Origin of the sequence: Moraxella porci DSM 25326 (assembly GCF_002014855.1) — a bacterium.
In the GTDB taxonomy this organism is placed as follows: domain Bacteria; phylum Pseudomonadota; class Gammaproteobacteria; order Pseudomonadales; family Moraxellaceae; genus Moraxella; species Moraxella porci.
Window position 1 is genome coordinate 1 of the sequence record NZ_MUYV01000010.1, and the last position, 18191, is coordinate 18191.

Annotated in this window: 18 protein-coding genes; 14 read left to right on the plus strand and 4 right to left on the minus strand. The window is 47.7% G+C overall.

The window, feature by feature from the left end; translation table 11 throughout:
* Window positions 1-98: 98 nt before the first annotated feature.
* From B0681_RS07235 to B0681_RS07250, 4 genes are all read right to left on the minus strand, one after another.
* A complete protein-coding gene (locus B0681_RS07235; protein WP_078318079.1) occupies window positions 99-338 on the minus strand; it encodes a DUF2789 family protein in 240 nt (79 codons plus the stop codon).
* A 223-nt stretch (window positions 339-561) separates the two neighbouring features.
* On the minus strand, window positions 562-1548 hold the full coding sequence (locus B0681_RS07240) for a malate dehydrogenase (protein WP_078318080.1): 987 nt from the start codon (window positions 1546-1548) through the stop codon (window positions 562-564).
* 283 nt (window positions 1549-1831) lie between these two features.
* A complete protein-coding gene (locus tag B0681_RS07245) occupies window positions 1832-3847 on the minus strand; it encodes a lytic transglycosylase domain-containing protein (protein ID WP_078318081.1) in 2016 nt (671 codons plus the stop codon).
* 250 nt (window positions 3848-4097) lie between these two features.
* Window positions 4098-4367, minus strand: a complete 270-nt coding sequence (locus B0681_RS07250) for a helix-turn-helix domain-containing protein (RefSeq protein WP_078318082.1) — start codon at window positions 4365-4367, stop codon at window positions 4098-4100.
* Between the two features lie 175 nt (window positions 4368-4542).
* Here B0681_RS07250 and B0681_RS07255 point away from each other — a divergent pair, with 175 nt between their 5' ends.
* From B0681_RS07255 to B0681_RS07325, 14 genes are all read left to right on the plus strand, one after another.
* Window positions 4543-5439, plus strand: a complete 897-nt coding sequence (locus B0681_RS07255; RefSeq protein WP_228143882.1) for a helix-turn-helix transcriptional regulator — start codon at window positions 4543-4545, stop codon at window positions 5437-5439.
* A 526-nt stretch (window positions 5440-5965) separates the two neighbouring features.
* Window positions 5966-6925 carry a hypothetical protein gene (locus tag B0681_RS07265; RefSeq protein WP_078318084.1) on the plus strand — a complete coding sequence of 320 codons (960 nt, stop codon included), beginning with the start codon at window positions 5966-5968 and terminating at the stop codon, window positions 6923-6925.
* A 69-nt stretch (window positions 6926-6994) separates the two neighbouring features.
* The gene (locus B0681_RS07270; RefSeq protein WP_078318085.1) at window positions 6995-7390 is read left to right on the plus strand and encodes a hypothetical protein; all 396 of its coding nucleotides are present in this window, start codon (window positions 6995-6997) and stop codon (window positions 7388-7390) included.
* The gene (locus B0681_RS07275) at window positions 7359-7643 is read left to right on the plus strand and encodes a YkgJ family cysteine cluster protein (RefSeq protein WP_211271514.1); all 285 of its coding nucleotides are present in this window, start codon (window positions 7359-7361) and stop codon (window positions 7641-7643) included. Before B0681_RS07270 ends, B0681_RS07275 begins: the two co-directional genes overlap by 32 nt.
* Window positions 7644-7837: 194 nt before the next feature.
* Window positions 7838-8485, plus strand: a complete 648-nt coding sequence (locus tag B0681_RS07280; protein ID WP_228143883.1) for a HEPN domain-containing protein — start codon at window positions 7838-7840, stop codon at window positions 8483-8485.
* Window positions 8486-8610: 125 nt separating this feature from the next.
* Window positions 8611-10080, plus strand: a complete 1470-nt coding sequence (gene miaB, locus B0681_RS07285) for a tRNA (N6-isopentenyl adenosine(37)-C2)-methylthiotransferase MiaB (protein WP_078318086.1) — start codon at window positions 8611-8613, stop codon at window positions 10078-10080.
* 36 nt (window positions 10081-10116) lie between these two features.
* Window positions 10117-10620 carry a GNAT family N-acetyltransferase gene (locus tag B0681_RS07290; RefSeq protein ID WP_078318174.1) on the plus strand — a complete coding sequence of 168 codons (504 nt, stop codon included), beginning with the start codon at window positions 10117-10119 and terminating at the stop codon, window positions 10618-10620.
* Window positions 10621-10670: 50 nt separating this feature from the next.
* Window positions 10671-12521, plus strand: coding sequence for a pilus assembly protein PilM (gene pilM / locus B0681_RS07295; protein WP_078318087.1), 1851 nt, complete (start codon window positions 10671-10673; stop codon window positions 12519-12521).
* On the plus strand, window positions 12508-13170 hold the full coding sequence (locus tag B0681_RS07300) for a type IV pilus inner membrane component PilO (protein ID WP_114144973.1): 663 nt from the start codon (window positions 12508-12510) through the stop codon (window positions 13168-13170). The genes pilM and B0681_RS07300 overlap by 14 nt, the downstream gene beginning before the upstream one ends.
* The gene (locus B0681_RS07305; protein ID WP_078318088.1) at window positions 13167-13865 is read left to right on the plus strand and encodes a pilus assembly protein PilP; all 699 of its coding nucleotides are present in this window, start codon (window positions 13167-13169) and stop codon (window positions 13863-13865) included. Before B0681_RS07300 ends, B0681_RS07305 begins: the two co-directional genes overlap by 4 nt.
* Window positions 13866-13874: 9 nt before the next feature.
* Window positions 13875-15263 (plus strand): type IV pilus secretin PilQ, encoded by a 1389-nt coding sequence (locus B0681_RS07310; RefSeq protein WP_078318089.1) that lies wholly within the window; start codon window positions 13875-13877, stop codon window positions 15261-15263.
* Between the two features lie 241 nt (window positions 15264-15504).
* Window positions 15505-16071, plus strand: a complete 567-nt coding sequence (locus tag B0681_RS07315; RefSeq protein ID WP_407661975.1) for a shikimate kinase — start codon at window positions 15505-15507, stop codon at window positions 16069-16071.
* A gap of 58 nt (window positions 16072-16129) precedes the next feature.
* On the plus strand, window positions 16130-17239 hold the full coding sequence (gene aroB / locus B0681_RS07320; protein WP_078318176.1) for a 3-dehydroquinate synthase: 1110 nt from the start codon (window positions 16130-16132) through the stop codon (window positions 17237-17239).
* Window positions 17240-17255: 16 nt separating this feature from the next.
* Window positions 17256-18188 carry a hypothetical protein gene (locus tag B0681_RS07325; RefSeq protein WP_078318177.1) on the plus strand — a complete coding sequence of 311 codons (933 nt, stop codon included), beginning with the start codon at window positions 17256-17258 and terminating at the stop codon, window positions 18186-18188.
* Window positions 18189-18191: the final 3 nt, after the last annotated feature.

An 18191-nucleotide genomic window follows, 5' to 3' on the forward strand; every position in this document is an offset into this window, starting at 1 on the left:
GAGAGATGAAGGGGGTTTTTTGTTGGGGGGTGGGAAATCTATTTTATGAATTAAAAATGCCCTATTAGAATAGAGCATTTGTTGAGGTTAAAAGTGAGCTATAGTTGCTCATGCAGTCGCGCATTTAACTCATCCAGAGTAATCGCCCATACAGCATCTTTTTTCCATTCTTCATTAATGAAGGCTCGTTGCGAGTCGCTCCAGAATGTTGCTTCTTTTAGACTGGTTTCTTCATCCAGTTGGTTGTCAGCGATGAATTGCTCAATGGCTTCATCGCTATTATCCAGTCCCAATTGTGCAAATAGCTCATTCATGGTATATTCGATATCGCCTAACATCATTTACTCCTTTTGTGGCTTTTGGTTAAAAATTTCCAGTGTTGTTGCTAAAACCATGGATTGATTGTAACAGCTTATGCTTAGTCAATCTTTACAAAATTGTATTGGCTATGTAATTTTATGAAGTTGGTATTGGTGATCATGTTTTGAACTGGATAAGATGTTATGAAATCAAAAAATGCCCAATTCTTAAGAATCGGGCATTTTTTTGGCAATCAATCCATTATGCAAATAGATGGTCAATCGCTGCACGCTCTTCTTCAAGCTCGTTTAGGGTGATGTTGATGTATTTTTGGCTAAATTCATCAATTTCTAGACCTTGAACGATTTTGTATTCGCCATTTTCGGTGGTCACAGGGAAGCCGAACATCACGCCTTCTGGGATGCCGTATGAGCCATCTGATGGGATGCCCATCGTTACCCACTCGCCATTGGTGCCTAGTGCCCAATCACGCATATGATCGATCGCTGCGTTTGCTGCTGATGCAGCTGATGACAGACCACGAGCTTCGATGATGGCTGCGCCACGCTTACCAACGGTTGGTAGGAATACATTGGCATTCCACTCTTGGTCGTTGATCATCTCTTTGACAGACTCGCCATTGATGGTCGCGAAGCGGTAGTCAGCGTACATGGTTGGGCTGTGGTTGCCCCAAACAGTTAGGTTCTTGATGTCTTTGACAGCTTTGCCAGTTTTCTTCGCTACTTGGGTCAAGGCACGGTTGTGGTCTAGGCGTAGCATCGCAGTGAAGTTTTTAGCAGGTAGGTCTGGTGCTGATTTCATAGCAATATAAGCATTGGTATTCGCTGGGTTGCCAACAACCAATACTTTCACATCGCGGCTAGCGACATCGTTCAGTGCTTTACCTTGAACGGTGAAAATCTTCGCATTTTCTTGTAGTAGGTCAGCACGCTCCATGCCTGGGCCACGAGGACGGGCGCCAACAAGTAGTGCATAGTCAGCATCTTTGAATGCGACATTTGGATCATCGGTGCCGATCACATCAACCAGTAGTGGGAATGCACAGTCATCAAGCTCCATGATGACGCCTTGTAGGGCTTGTTGTGCTTTTTCGACAGGGATTTCTAGTAGCTGTAGGATAACAGGCTGATCCTTGCCTAGCATCTCGCCGGATGCGATACGGAATAGTAGGCTGTAGCCGATTTGACCAGCGGCGCCAGTCACTGCAACACGAACAGGTTGTTTCATGGTAAATCCTTCTTTGAATATTTAAATTTAGTTACCTGAATAAATAGGTTGATTATACATTTTTATCAATAAACCTATTGTTAAAAATGTCAAATCTTGATTAGTGTATCACTTTATAGACCTAAAAACAAACCTTTTTATCCTAGCGCAACCAATCTTATATGAGCTTTTGATGTGTGTTCATAACAAGTTGGAATGCTGATCTTTTAAGGATTATTGCTGAAAAGTAGGTTATTTTGATAAAAAATAAAAAACCACAGTCTAAGCTGTGGTTTGTGGATGATTAGCGGGGGCTGACTGTGCCCATGCGCTGGCTGATCGGTGTGGATTGACCGAGTAGCACGCTATAGATGGTGGCATTTTCCATCACATGCTTAACATAAGCGCGGGTCTCGGCATAAGGAATGGCTTCGACATATTGATCGGCGCTGATTCGGCCATGCGACGGGATCCATCGGCGAGCGGCGCCTGGGCCTGCGTTATAGCCTGCGGTGGCGACAGCGATCTGGCCGCCAGCTTTATTGGCAAGGTCGCTTAAGAACCATGTGCCATAGCGGATATTGGTGTCAGGATCGCTCATGTTGCCTGCCGACTCACTCATACCGCGGGCGATTTGGTTGGCGGTGCCAGGAATGATTTGCATCAAGCCGCCCGCACCAGCGCCTGATTGTGCCGATGGCTGAAAGCGGCTTTCTTGGCGCATGATGCCAAATGCCCAAGCAGGATCGATCCCGACATTTCGGCTGTGTCTGAGGGTGCTGTCCATATATGGCGTCGGATGCGATAAGGCGGCATTACGCACGACATCCGTAGTTTCGATGGCTTGGATGCTGCGATGATAATACCCCAAATCGTGTGCTTTTTTGGCAGCGGCTAATAAAAGCTGATGATCGCCAGATTCTCGCGCCATGCGTACCGCCCAGTTCCACTCGCGGTTGATATGCTCAAGGCTTGCGTTATTTTGCATTAATAGCAGCGCGCGAGCAAAATACGGATTATTCATCACGCGTGCTGCGTCCGTGGCATTGACTGATGGTAGGCTATTGCCGCCGATATCAGACAAAGTCAGTCGCTGCCCGAGGCGATCTTTGGCAAGTAGTCCATAATAGTCGATGCCTGATGACAAATTACCATAAATACGGCGTGCGTCAGCTTGTTTGCCGGTTTGTTCATAAGCGCGCGCTAGCCAATATTGCCACACTCGCTCTTGTTGTTGTACAGCCGTCATTGCACCGATGGCATGGATGACATCTTGCCATTGGCTAAAGTGGATCGCAGCTTGGGCGTAGTCTTCGGCTTCTTCGTAGTTGAATGGCTCACCTTGACTGGCTCGAAACCAATGCACCGCATCCATTCCAAAGCCATCATCGGTATTCATGTTCATGCGCTTAACGGCGATACTGCGCCATGCATAACGCCGCGCCATGTCTGAGATCAGCTTTTGTGGACGGCGATCATCTTGGGCGATGTCATAAGTAAGCTGAGTGGCAGCTTCGGTATAAGATCGATGCGCCAGCAAACTGATGGCATAGATGTACAGGTACTGATTGGCAGTCGAAAATGGCTCTTGTTGAAAGCGTGTCAAATAGCCGTTGGGATTGCGGCGAATGTCGCTTAATGTCTGAAAACTGATCGGCACGCCCAGCTGACTCATCAATGACAGGATGTCGCCTGTTTTATCCAGCGGTGCTTGGCGGCTGGAGAGCTGACGGTTGTCGATGCGGATCATGCGTATCAGTTGTTCGTGCTTATCGGTGTCGGTGATGCGTGGATTGGCACTCATCTCGGTCGCCAGTTTATCGCACAGTGATTGCTTGATTTGGGTGTTGAGCCAGACATTGGGCTTTTGGTATAGAGCGCGCATGGAGTCTTGGCTTTGGTTAAATCCCAAGGCGATGGCGCAGGCCTCAGAGTCGTCGGGGTTTTCGATACTGTTTGCTACGGCACGCACCGATGCATAATCACCTTGACGCGCTTTGGTCTCGGCATAGTCGGCAGCCAGTTTTTCGCTGATGACATTGCTTGGATATTGGCGCACAAATTGATTGACCGCATCGGGGCTTTGGCTGGATAGATTATAATTTAGGCGCCAGTAGGTTGGATACATGCCAAACAGTGTCCCTTGCATGCTTTGCTCATATTGATACATGGCATTGGGATTGGATTTTTGGCGGTCGGCTTCTAAGAATTGATAGATGCTGCCATCATTGGCACTGCCCTGAGCGCAGGCGACTTGAGCGATGGCGCCAAGCGTACACAGTGCAATCGCCAAGCGCAGTTTGGTTGGATGAATTTTCATGGATGACTCACTTATAAGATGGCAAAATTGGCAAGATGGTAAAATTGAATAAAAAATGATTCTTAGGGTATCAAATCAAGGTTGCTTGGATGTATAAAAGTTGTAATTTGTAGCGGATAATATTCAATATGACTGATTTGTCTGAAAAAGTTTGCAAAGCGGTTTGTTGATGTGAGTGGATTATTAAATACTTGGCAATCTATTAATTGCGATGTGACACCACCTGTCAAATTCCTCTGATAAAATGATATTAATTAATAGGTTTATGGCTTATTGAATATGAATGATGGCTTAAAATCAATTCCAACCCTAACGCAGGATCGATCCCAAGTGCTTGGCAGTACCAAACAAACTCAACCACATCAAGCCTACGATCACCTTCTTCGACGCGTTGGACGAATGAATGAGGGCGATCAAGACGATGGGCAAGCTCACGCATGGTGAGGCCTAGTCGGATGCGTTCGCTACGCAGCCAAGTGCGTACGGCGATCATTTCAGGGCTATAGATACTTTTGTTCATATCTCTATTTACTACATCTTGACTAAATTACTCAAAATGAGTACAATTTGCCCAAAATAATGCCGATTATTGCTAAGTTTCCTATCAGTCGGTCAGGTGCTGGCTACTGTACTATGATAAAGATGCTGCTGGGTTTACCAGTTAATTGAATGAAATCACAAGGAATATTCGCTGTATGAGTGATTCTCCACACGAAAAATTGGCGTATCGGCTCGCTGACATGATCACCATGCTTAATGGCGGTGAGACGCTTAATATCACTGACTTGACCGAAAAATACCAAGTCAGTCGCCGTACCATGCTTCGAGACATCGAAGATCGCCTAGGATTTTTACCGCTTCAAAAAACCGCCCAAGGCTATAAGCTTGAGCCAAGTTATCTAGGACGCCTTGGCTACAAAGATATCCGCACCTTCGCCCAAATTTCAGGCATCTCAGGACTATATCCCAATCTTGATACGGCATTTTTGCGTGAGATTTTGGATCATCGTGCGAGTCAAGTGTATTCGGTCAAGGGCTACACCTTTGAAGATGCCAGTCAATTTGAATCAATGATGGGACACCTGCAAGCAGCCATCAAGAATCGACGCATGGTGGCATTCGTGTATAAGGATAAATCACGACTGGTAGCACCTTATAAAATCATTCATCACCGCGGCTGTTGGTATCTGGCAGGAGTTCAGGGTGAGGAACTTAAAGCATATCGCATGAGCCGTATCAGCGAGTTTCGTACGGATGATAGTTTGCCAAACTTTGTGATGGATAAGGCAGTCATCGATCGTATCAACCAAGATGAGAGCATCTGGTATGGTCAAGAAAAAGTAGAAGTTGTGCTTAAGGTCAGCCATGATGTGGCGTCGCACTTCGTGCAAAGGCAGCTACTGCCTGAGCAGCAACTCATCAAAGAACTTGACGATGGTGGACTGCTCCTGTCAAGCCATGTGGTGAGCGCCAAGCAAATCCTGCCACTTGTACGATACTGGATACCGCATATCAAGATTGTTAGCCCTGAAGGGTGGCAAAATGTGTTAGAAGAAGAGCTGAAGCACTATATTTCATTTCAGAAAAAATAAAGTTAATTTACTCAAAATCAGGAGATTAATATGGTTATGAAGCCATTAAGCAGTTTTAAAAAGTTTAAGTGTGAAAAATGTGGAAAGATCTATGTAGAGGAAGTCTTTGGCTCTATGACCTCCCCATTATTTGATTTATTCTCTCGAACAATAAATGGTATAAAAACCAAGGGTCTGTGCGATGATTGCAGGGGGTATAAAATATCAAATGTTAAAAACATTGCAGTGTACTAAGGTGAGGTAAGTGATAAGCATATTTATGCAAAAAATCAATATCTTGGTTGGTAAAAACAGGAACTCATATCAAGGCAAATGTTTGCGCTTGTGTTATAGAGTAATGTAAAGGTTTTTTATTGTAATCCGGGGTTGGTACACCTCGGTGCATTTGTGATGAGCTTATAGCAAATATAAGCCGATATATTTATCCAAAGATTGATAAATGAATCCAAAGATGGACTCTGGGCGAGGTCTGTCAGCAGGTTTCTAATTTTCTCGCCTAAATTTTTTTAATTAAAAGGAGGGTGTTATGCCAATACCATTTATCATTGGTGCTGTAGCTATTGCTGCAGGTGCGGTGGGCGTTGCTGCTGGCTTGTCAGCAAAAGAACAATGGGAGAAAGCTAAAGATATTTCAGATAGAGCAACGCGCAGACATGACAGAGCAAAGAGTGGATTTTCGGCGTTGGCCGAATCTGTGCAATCTGAGTTTGAAAATCTTGGTCAAATAAAGATTGATATTTTTCATAACCAGATTGCTCATATTGTAGAAGTGCTAAGCCGCGTTTATAATAAATCATCAAGTTCTCAAATTTCGGGTTTTGAAAATACCTTAACAGCTGAAGATTTAAAACAGTTGCAGCATGATTTAAAAGAATTGGATGCTCTTGAATTGACAACGGGAGCTGGGACAGGGTTGGCTGCTGGTGCATTGGCGGCATTTGGTGCATACGGCTCAGTTGGTATGTTTGCGGCAGCAAGCACAGGTACAGCCATTAGTAGTTTGGCTGGAGCAGCTGCCACAAATGCAACACTTGCTTGGCTGGGTGGAGGTGCCGTGGGTTCGGGCGCGGCTGCTTTTGGTATGGCAGGTGGCGCTGTCGTATTGGGCAGTATCGTTGCCGCCCCTGCCATTTTGGTAGCAGGTGTATTTATGGAAAGTAAAGCATCGGAGGCACTTACGGAGGCTGAAGCGTACGCTGCCAAAGTTGATATTGAGATAGTTAAAATTGAGCAAGCGATGGCAGTATTGGAAGCCATTCAATTGAACGCACAAGAGATGAGTGATACACTTGGCAAGCTGGCTGAACGCTTTGATAATGTAAAAGTTTACGATAACTCAGATGAAGTTAAATTCGAGCAAATGTTAATGATTGGCAAGGCATTAAAAGAGGCGTTGCACACCCCGCTCGTTACGAATGATGGTGAAGCTGAATTAGGTATTAGCGTAAAATGCTCAGGCTTGCTAGAAGCAACGCAACATATCTAATTAAAGACTGGCAAGAAATAAGCACGCATCTTAAATTAAGAATGGGTGCTTGACTTCTAAGGAAAAGTTATGAGTAAAAAACCACAGATGCCTTCAGGGTCGCCTGCTGATATACTAAAGTCTATTGAAATGGTAACAGGGGCAATCGAAAGATGTAAAACAGTCACAGAGCAGGAGCAGACAAAAAGAGAGGCTATTCGAGCCCATAGAGATATAGAGTTAAATAAACTTCAAGTTCAGAAAGAGAATTTTCAAAAATATATTGAAGTTGTATTTCAGGAGAGAAGCAAAAACTTTGATGAGTTTTTTACAAGATTGGATACTGCTATTGAGACAGGTGATATGCAACTGGCTAATCTGGTAATGACAGGTATTATTAATCAAATAAAGTCATCACCATTACAAGGTGTTAAAGAAATCATGATGCAAGCTAATGATTCAGACTGTAAACATATTGAATTTTAAGGCATTCCCATGCACATCCTGCGGTAAATGCTGTCGTCGTGTCAATCTAAGTAGCGCAACTGCATACTTGGATCGTGGCGACGGCATTTGTCGTCATTTTGATATTGATACGAATCTTTGTACGATTTATCATGATAGACCGCTTGTGTGCCGAGTAGAAGATTATTACAAAGAGTATTTGTCAGACAAAATGGATTGGGATGATTTTGTTCGACTTAATCTTAGTATTTGCGATCGGCTGCAAAAGGAGTGATTATGGCTGTTTCTTCTCATCAATTTTTAGTTTGTACCATCTGTCACCATCGAGTTTATCGTCATCATCCATCTGATGTTCGCACACCAGGGGATAGACAATGCCCACAGTGCGGTGCTAATATGATACCCTATTCGCCAAAATCAATCTTTGGACGACTTTGGAAATTGATTTATAAATAACAAGGACATCCCATGACCGCAACCACCACACTCGTACATAACTACCAAACCCTAAAACCCACCATGCTAGATACCGTGCGTCTGCGTGTGCATCGTGCCTTAAGCTGGCTTGAACAGGCGGAACAGACGACGGATCTGGATACACGATTTATCTTTTTATGGATTGCGTTTAATGCCATATATGCCAAAGATTTCTCAGGTGTGCGTGGTGCCGATAAGGGCTTGTTTACTGAATTTTTACACCGTATTAGTCAGCTAGATGGCGAGCAGCGGCTGTATGATTTGGTTTGGCAGACTTATTCGGGCAGTATCCGTATTTTGCTCGATAATCGCTATACTTTTCAGCCGTTTTGGGATTATCATAACGGCGTGATTAGTGAAGCAGAATGGCAGGCGAGTTTTGAGCAAAATAAACAAAAGGCGCTTACTGCCTTGGCGGACAAAAACACCGTTGCTATCTTAAATGCAGTCTTTGCACATCTGTACACACTACGCAACCAAATCGTACATGGCGGGGCGACGCATGGCAGTTCGGTAAACCGAGCACAGCTTAAGGATGCGTGCCGTATTCTTGGTGATATTTTGCCAGCGATGATTGAGATTGTGATGATGAACGCAGATCAAGAATGGGGTAAACCGTTTTATCCTGTCGTAGATTGATTATTTGGCTGAAAAAATTGGCAGGGGGGTATTGTGATTGTGGTAGGACTACAATTACCCTACCACAACCCGCACCAATTATGCTAAAATAACCCGTTTATTTTGTCATTTTGGAAAACCCCGTCATGAAAGTCGCCACGTTTGACCCAAAAGCCCACCAAAGCACCACCGCTAATAGTATCCACAATAGCATTCACGATTTGCCTGTACAAAATGTCGCCGACATCAGCGACAAAAAGACCAAAAAAGTCTATATCGTCACCCAAGGCTGTCAGATGAATGAATACGATTCTGAGAAAATGGGCGATGTATTGGGTCAATCGCATGGTATGGTCGTCACCAATGACATCAACGAAGCTGATGTACTGCTGATGAACACCTGTTCCATCCGTGAAAAGGCACAAGAAAAAGTCTTTAGCGAACTTGGTAGATGGCGTAAACTCAAAGAAAAAAACCCAAATCTTGTCATCGGTGTCGGTGGCTGTGTAGCATCCCAAGAAGGCGATAATATCCAAAAACGCGCGCCGTATGTGGATATGGTCTTTGGGCCGCAGACCTTGCACCGCTTGCCTGAGCTGTACGAGCAATCCACCAGGCAGCACAGTGAGTTGCCAAAAAACCGCATTGGTGTTGTCGACGTGTCCTTCCCTAGTATCGAAAAATTTGATTTCTTGCCTGAGCCAAAGGTCGAAGGCTACAAGGCGTTCGTCTCCATCATGGAAGGCTGTTCAAAATACTGCTCATTCTGTGTTGTGCCTTATACTCGTGGCGAAGAGCTGTCTCGTCCACTGGATGATGTGCTGGCTGAGATTGCATCATTGGCAGAACAGGGCGTGCGTGAGATTAATTTGCTTGGTCAAAATGTCAATGGCTATCGTGGCGAAAAAGATGACGGCACGATTTGCCGCTTTAGCGAGCTGCTCCACTATGTCGCACATATCGATGGCATTGAACGCATTCGCTACACCACAAGCCATCCGCTAGAATTCACCGATGACATTATCGATGCGTACAAGAGTATCGATAAGCTGGTGTCGCACCTGCACCTACCTGTCCAAAGTGGTTCAAATAATATCCTAGCTGCGATGAAGCGCAACCACACGATTGATGTGTATATCAATCAGATCAATAAACTCAAGGCAATCCGCCCTGATTTGCACTTATCGAGTGATTTTATCATTGGCTTCCCTGGTGAGACTGATCGTGATTTTAATGACACGCTACAGCTTGCCAAGGACTTGGATTTTGACCACTCGTACAGTTTTATTTATTCAAAACGCCCTGGTACGCCAGCGTCTGAGCTGCCTGACGATGTCAGCTTTGAGACCAAAAAGGCGCGCCTAGCTGAGTTCCAAGAAGTCATCAAAGAATCCACCTTTGCCAAAACCCGCGCGATGGTCGGTCAAGTGGTGCGTGTACTGGTCGAAGAGCCTGCCAATCGCTACGAAGGCTATCTGCACGGTTCTGCGGATAATACCCGTTCGGTGGTATTTGCCGGCGATGAGTCATTGCTTGGTCAATTTGTCATGGTCAAAATCACCGCTGCCAAAAGTATGCACTTGGTGGAAGGCGAGTTGGTTGAAGTCATCGGCTAATCAATAAACTTGAATAAGCAAGGGAGTGCAATGGTGATGGCGCAACAAATCCGACTGGCAAGTAAGGCTGATTTACCACGACTGGTTGAGATTTTTAACGAAACCGTCGATGATAAAATCGCTCATGCCAGCCTTGTGCCGCATACAACAGAAGGTCGTATGGCTTGGTTTGACTCGCATAATGACGCCACACGCCCTATCTATGTCGTCGTTGATGAAGGCGAGATTGTCGCTTGGGCAAGCTTTAGTGACTTATACCATTTGCCTGCTTATCATATCACTGCCGAGATTAGCTTATATATCACCAAGAATCGACATGGTAAAGGTCTGGGCAAGTATCTATTACAGCATATGCTGGATGTCGCGCCAAGCCATGGCATCAACAATGTCGTTGCGCTGATTTTTCAGCATAATTTGCCAAGCTTATCCTTATTTGCACAGTTTGATTTTGTGCAGTGGGGTGTACTGCCAAAGGTGTGTGATATGGATGGCTTTTTGGCGGATACGGTGATTATGGGGCGCAGGCTGCCTAAGAATTGATGGACTATGAATCTTAAAAGAGTGAGGATAGGGCGCTGCTTGGGGGATGTGTGCTGAGTGATCGACTAACAATCGGCCGCAGCCGTGCCTTGCAGGAGCAGGCGCTGGGCGTATATTTTTATGAGTCGGCAGTCTGTGTGGTGTGGCTAGATGGTCATGCAGGGCGGCAGCATCTGCTGGCATCGGCTTGTACACCTTGCTTGGATGCCATCTGTCAAGGTCAGATACTCGATAAAACTAAGCTGGCCTACGCCATCAAAAACGCCTGCGACGCCATCAATGCACCGCAGATGCAAGCGATCGCGTGTGTGGCGGATGAGGCGGTGATGACCACTACCATCGAGCTGCCTGCGGCATTAAGTGATGCTGACATTGAGGCGCAGATCTTGGTTGATGCTGAGCGTTACATTGGCCGTCCATTGCAGGAAGTGTATTTTGATTTTCAAGTGCTGAGCAGTGAGGATGCAGCCACGGTGATCTCTTTGACAGTTGCACATCGAGCCTTTGTTGATGACTGTGTCGAGGTGCTGGCCATGGCAGGCTTGGAGGCGCGCGCCATCGATGTGGCTGCTTTATGTCGGCAAAGTATCGCAGCAAAGCTTGGTGAGACCCAGACAGCAGCACTGATCGAGGTAGATGCTTGGCAAATCCGCTGCCACATTGCCGAGCAGTCATTCACATGGAGTCAGACGCAGCCTTTGGATGCGATGCTGTCATCGATGATGATCGATCGGGATACTGATGCGCCATCCTCTGTAGCGCCGTCACCGACCGTGGCAGATGCGCTTGATTTTTCAGCGTTTATCAATCGGCGCGGTGATGATACGCCGATGCAGCCAATCATTCAAGATGAGCATCAGCATGGCAGCTATCAGATCAGCTTTGATGATGCGGTGCCGTCTTTTGATGAGTCGATCACCGATCAGGCGGCAGCGCCTATCAAAGAGGTGGATCAGCTGCCAGTAGCGCCCTCAGATGCCATCGATCGCATGGCGCGGCAGGTTGGGATGCTGCTTGATCTGTATCAGCAGCAGTACACCAAGCAGATTGATCAGGTATTTGTGATGGGTCTGGATTCACTGCGCTGGTCGGGACTGGATCGTAGCGTGACAGCGCTCAGTGGCATAGCATGTCAATTTGCCCATCCTAAGCTATTGCTGCCATCCGCCTCGACCGCAGAGACATCGACATCGTCGGCGCCGTTATTGATGATGCCAACGATGTTGGCACTTCGAGCGACAAGCGGCGTGAATCTGTTGCCATGGCGAGAAGAGCAGCGCAGTCGCTCAGCGATGCACTTTCGGCGGATGCTGCAGGCAGCGATCGCCTTGCCGATCTTAGTGGTACTGATGATTTTTGGCTTGTTAAGCCATCAAATCCGCCATCAAAATGCCATTAATGCACAGATTACCACCAGAATCAATGGCGTCGATGATCAATTACAACAACTTCACCGCCTAAAAACCGAACTTAGCAATACCGAAGATCAGCTCAATGCCATCGATGATTTGGCATCGGATCGATCAATGATCCATCGCTGGCAGCTGCTGCCGCTACTCGTGCCGAACGGGGTGTATCTCGATGGCGCCAAGCAAACTGGCGCTGAGCTGTTATGGACGGGCAAAGCGGTGGATGCGCAAGCGGTGTCGGCTTTTGCCAATGCCTTGGAATTATCTGGTGCGTACAGCGATGTCTTGGTGGTGTCGCTACAGCAGGCAGGGCGAGTGATGAGTTTTAGCATCAGCGCCACCGAATTGCCATTGCAGCCTCATGATATGCAGTTATTGATGGCTGAAAATGGCGCATTGACTAGCGCAGCTGACGATGCCGTGAGCCAAAATTCAGCCATCAGCATCGCCACTGATGAGTCAGAACAAAGGAGTGCTGATGAAAGTGAGTGATCGGGCAGATGCGCTCAAGCAGTTTTGGGAACAATTAAACCAAATCAATATCCATAGCATCGGACAGGCACCCAGAGCCGTGCAGCTGACAGCATTGGCATTGATGATCTTGCTGATTGGTGTGTTCGCTTGGTTACTATTGATATCGCCAAGCTTGCAAAAGCTGTCCGCTGCCAAAAGTCATGAGCAGACTTTGATCCGTGAATTTGCTGATAAATATCCACAAACACATGAGCTTGAAGCGCTTAGCCAGTCACTAATCACCCAAAATACGCGCTTGCAGCTGTTGCTTGAGCAGCTGCCAAAAAGCGCGCCAATGACCCAGATCGTTGGGACGATCAACACCAAAGCCCAGCAAGCAGGCGTGCAGGTCGTCGGTGCATCGGTGCAGGCAGGCACTGAAGCTGTGTATTATACCGAGCGCCCGATCGCGGTGCGTGCCATTGGCAGTTATCATGCCATCGGTCGCTGGCTGTTTGAGTTATCAAGCAGTCCGTATCTGTTGACGGTGCATGATGTCGATATTCAAGCCAGTGAGCGCAATTTGCTGAATTTCACTGCTGTTTTTAAAACTTATCAAGCCAATAAATCTGCAAAACCCGCTGCTCAAAGTGCAGCTGAGGTGTCAGATGGAGGGCGGGCGCAATGAAGCTGACTTGGCTGTACTACTTGCCATGCTGTGTGCTACTTGGTGTATTGACAGCCTGTGGCCAAGATCCTGCCATCAGTGCAGATGAGAAGCTATCACCCATCACCAGCCAAATTCCGCCGCCGCACAAGCCTATGACCGAGCCGGCCGTGGTTGCGCCATTGGTGTATCAATTGGCCAAAGATCCTTTTGTCAATCCTTATCGCACAGCGCCATCGTCTGCCGATACACCAAATACACCGAGCGCTGCCTCCGATCACACGGCCAGTCGCCCAAGCAGCCAGCCAGATCCTGACGCAACCAAATCCAATGATAGCGATGTCGCCAAAGAAAGTAACAGACCCCCTGTGCGAGAATCAAGCGCTGCCATCGCCAATCATCCGTCAACTCATCAGCCTGCGCCCAAAGGCAAGCGGGTGCGCATTGACAGCAGTCGCGTGCGTCAGCCGCTGGAGCATTATGACTTACAGATGCTTAAGTATCAGGGGATTTTATCCGATCATTCACGCACCATGGCGCTGATTGCCAGTCCTGATGGCCGCATACATGAGGTGATGGTCGGGCAATATTTGGGCAGGCATCACGGGCGCGTGGTGGATATCAATGCAGACAGGATTGAACTTGCCGAGGCGGTACTGGCTGAAGATGGCCATTATTATCACCGGCAGAGCATGCTTACTTTTATTCATAAATAGACAACGAACATGACAGCAACAAAAACGGCGCTCATCGCGCTTGGAATCGCAATCTCGACGATCAGCACGCAGGCGATGGCTGAACAGACCAAGGTGCAGACATATGGCGGCGAACCGATCAGCTTACAGTTTGCCGATATTCCGGTGCGGGCGGTGTTTGATATTTTGGCAGGATTTACCGGAATTAATATCATCACCGATGACAGTGTGACGGGCAATATGACCATTCGCATGCATCATGTGCCGTGGGATGAGGCGTTTGATGTGATCCTACGCACGCGCAATTTGTCAGCGCATAAACAGGGCAATGTCTGGATCATCAGCTCAAATTCTATCCAAACTAATGCGCCCATTGTCACCGAATACATCCGCCTGCACTATGCATCGGCTGAGGACTTATCAGCACTGATCATGGGCGAAAAGACGCAGCGTGGTAATATCAACCAAAGCAGCCAGCAAACCCAGCTGCCAACATCACAGACCTTATCCAGACTGCACGAGAGACAGAGCGATGAGACGATCACCACTACCGAGCGCGGCAGCTTATTGTCCGACCGCGGCACAGTGGCGGTGGATAAGCGCACCAATACGCTCATCATCCAAGATGTCGCTGCCAGCATCAATAACATCAAAGCACTGATCGAGCGCATCGATGTCCCTGTTGAGCAAGTGATGATCGAAGCGCGCATCGTCTCAGCCAACGAAAATTTCGGGCGACGGCTCGGAGTAAGTTTTGGTGCGCGCGGTCAAATTGGCAATCTACAATATGCAGGCTCTCAGGCAAGCTTATGGTCGATGCGCCAAGATGGCATGATCGCAGGCAATGCTGAGTCCAATGCTAATGTCAATCTGAGCGTGGATAACGCGATGGGTCGCTTGGCTTTTGGGTTGTTGAATTTGCCTGATGCTATTTTGGACTTGGAATTATCCGCGATGCAAGCTGAAAATCAAGGCGAGGTGATCTCCACGCCAAAAGTCCTCACCGCCGACAAACAAACTGCGCGCATCTCGTCAGGCGTACAGATTCCTTATCAAGAGACGACCTATTCAGGTGCGACTACCACCAGCTTTAAAGAGGCGATGCTGCTGCTTGAGGCGACGCCATCGATCACTCCAGATGGTAAAATTTCCCTAAAACTGACCATCAAAAACGGCAACCCTGTTGCCACGCTGGGTAGCATCGCCATCCAAGAAGACGCCATCGAGACCAATGTCATCGTCGAAGATGGTCAAACAGTGGTGTTGGGCGGTATCTATCGCCAAAGTCAACAAGACGGTGCCAATAAAGTCCCTGGCCTTGGCAATGTGCCTGTGCTTGGCAGACTGTTTCGTCATGATCACACAGCCAATGACAAATCCGAGCTGTTGATATTCATCACGCCTAAGTTGGTGCGATAAGCTAAGGTGAGTTGTGAGCGACTGATCAACCTAAAATGTAAATTCAACAAAACAATACGCAAAAATACTGGCAACAAATTGCCAAACACGGTATCATAAAGCAATTTATTCATGCGTTTTTGTCAATGGGTGCGACACTGTCTATACAGATGACAAATGCGCTGCTGTTAGCGATTAAATTTGGAAAATGAGCATGCTGGATGACGATTCGACCATCGTAGAAGAGGCGGTGGTCGAAAAGATGGGTGGTGCGCTGTCAAAGCAGCTGCCGGCGATTTTTTTGGTGGGGCCGATGGGTGCAGGCAAGACCACGATTGGTAAACTGCTTGCCAAGCATTTGGGCAGGCAGTTTGTGGATTGTGATTGGCACATCGTGCAGCAGACAGGCGCTGATATTCCTTGGATCTTTGAAAAAGAGGGCGAGTCGGGTTTTCGTGACCGTGAAACGCGCGCATTGGCTGAGCTGACGGTGCTGCCAGATATCGTCATGGCAACGGGTGGCGGTGCGGTAGAGCGCCTTGAGAATCGCGAACTGCTTAAAAATGGCTTGGTGATTTATCTAGACGCCAGCGTCGATACGCAGCTGGCACGCACCAAAAAAGACAAAAACCGCCCCTTATTACAATCAGACAATCCGCGCGCGGTATTGGAGCTGCTTTATGAACGGCGCAATCCGCTGTATCGCGAGGTGGCGGATGTCATCATGCCGACAGGCCGCGCTTTTCCCAAGCAGATGATTGGCGATATCTTGCTGGCGCTTGAGAGCTATGTCGATGCCATTGCGACCGATTTTGGTCAGATGCAGTAATGACACGAGATTTACTTAACTAATAATTTAAATTTAAAATATGACGGATGCAACTATGATGTCACACGATGCTTTGATGGTGCATGCCCAAAGCCATGATTATCCGATTTTTATTTGCGCAAGCGAAGGCGTGCCTGATTTGGCTAGCCAAATTATCCCATTTATCAAAGGCAAGCAGGCACTGATCGTCACCAATGATGTGGTCGCACCCTTGTATTTGGCACCGCTTCATGAGGCGCTAGAGGCGGCGGGGTTTTTGGTGGTGGATTGTGTACTGCCTGATGGCGAGGCTTATAAGAATCAAGACAGCATCAATGCCATCTATGATAAGCTGCTTGAGCATCACTTTGCTCGTGACTGTACGCTGATTGCACTTGGCGGCGGAGTGATTGGCGATATGACAGGCTTTGCCGCGGCAAGCTTTATGCGTGGCGTGGACTTCATTCAAGTGCCGACGACTTTATTGGCGCAAGTGGATTCGAGTGTCGGTGGCAAGACAGGCATTAACCACCCGCGCGGCAAGAATATGATTGGCGCGTTTTGGCAGCCGCAGTGTGTGCTGGCTGATATGGCGACTTTTAAGACTTTGCCTGAGCGAGAATTTGCTGCAGGGATGGCAGAGGTGATCAAATATGCCTTGATTATGGATGCCAAGTTTTTGACTTGGCTAGAAGACAATGCTGAGGCCATCAATGCCAAAGATGGAGCGATTTTAGGTGAGATGGTGTATCGCTGCTGTGACTTCAAGGCGCAAGTGGTCGCTGCCGATGAGCGAGAGTCGGGCAAGCGCGCCTTACTGAACTTTGGCCATACCTTTGGGCATGTCATCGAGGCGCATCAAGGCTATGGCGCATGGCTACATGGCGAGGCTGTGGCAGCAGGCATGATGCAGGCAGCGAAAATGTCAGCCAAGCTTGGACTGATCAATGATGACGATGTGTCACGCATCGAGCGTGTGATAAAGGCGTTTCATCTGCCGAGCGTGCCACCTGTGATCGCCGTCGATGAGGCGCTGGATTTGATGGGCCATGACAAAAAAGTCCAACAAGGCAAGATTCGCTTGGTGCTGCTTCGCGCCATCGGCGATGCCTTTGTGACCGCAGATTTTCAGCTGTCGGATCTGACAGCGGTGTTACAAACCAATGAGATCAACCATGCAGATATTTAATAAAAAAGCCAATTTTATGTCGCACGATTCAGCGATGAGTGAGAAATATTACCGCCGCCAAGCGATGTATTGGCTAATGGCTGCTGCTGTGGTGGCAGCGCTTTGGCTGATCATTTGGTTGACCAGTGCAGCGCCTTCGATCATCAAAGCTAAGCAAGCTGACGAAGTGCAGTCCTCGGATTTGGCTTTGCCTGCGACCATCAGCGATTTAAATGAGCTAAAAAACGAAGTCAAACCGATGGATAACTCGGTGTTGGTGCGTGATTTGCGCAGCTATCCGCCAGAATTTAAAGATAAAATTTATTTTAACGGCATCAGTGGTAGCTATGCCATACAGCTGATGGATGTCGCCGAAAATGAGGTGATCGTAGATTATCTCAATGGCCGCAGTGATCGCGATCAGTTTGCGTATTTTCGCTACACTGATGACAATGATAAGCAGCGCTATGTGCTGACTTACGGTAAATTTGCCAGCAGTGCAGAAGCTGAGGCAGGCTTAGCTCAAGTGAATTTTGGTCTGCCAAGCAGCATTACCCCAAAAACCGCCAAAGTCTCCGAATTCTTGTCCGTTATCGACAGCTATGAGCTGGGTCAGAATGTGGTGGACTTGGCAAGCTCACAGCCACGCCGCGTCCGTCTGCAGGCCACTCGCACCGAGATTCCAGTCCGTGCAGCGACCAAGGCGGATGAAGAGTTGGCTCGAGCCAGTCAAGAGCGTGCCGTGCAAACTCAGATATCAGAGCAAGTACAGCCTGTCGCACCAGCGGATACTGCCCCTGCCGATCACCCGCGCCAGCCTGCACAGCCAAGTCAAGCCGCACCAAGCGATTTGCCGATGGCACCGACAGCACGACCAGAGCCTGCTGCACCTAAGCCTGCTGCCGAAGCCCCTAAGGCTGAGCCTGCCCAACCCAAGCCTGCTGCTGAGACACCAGCAGCTCCCGAATAAAAA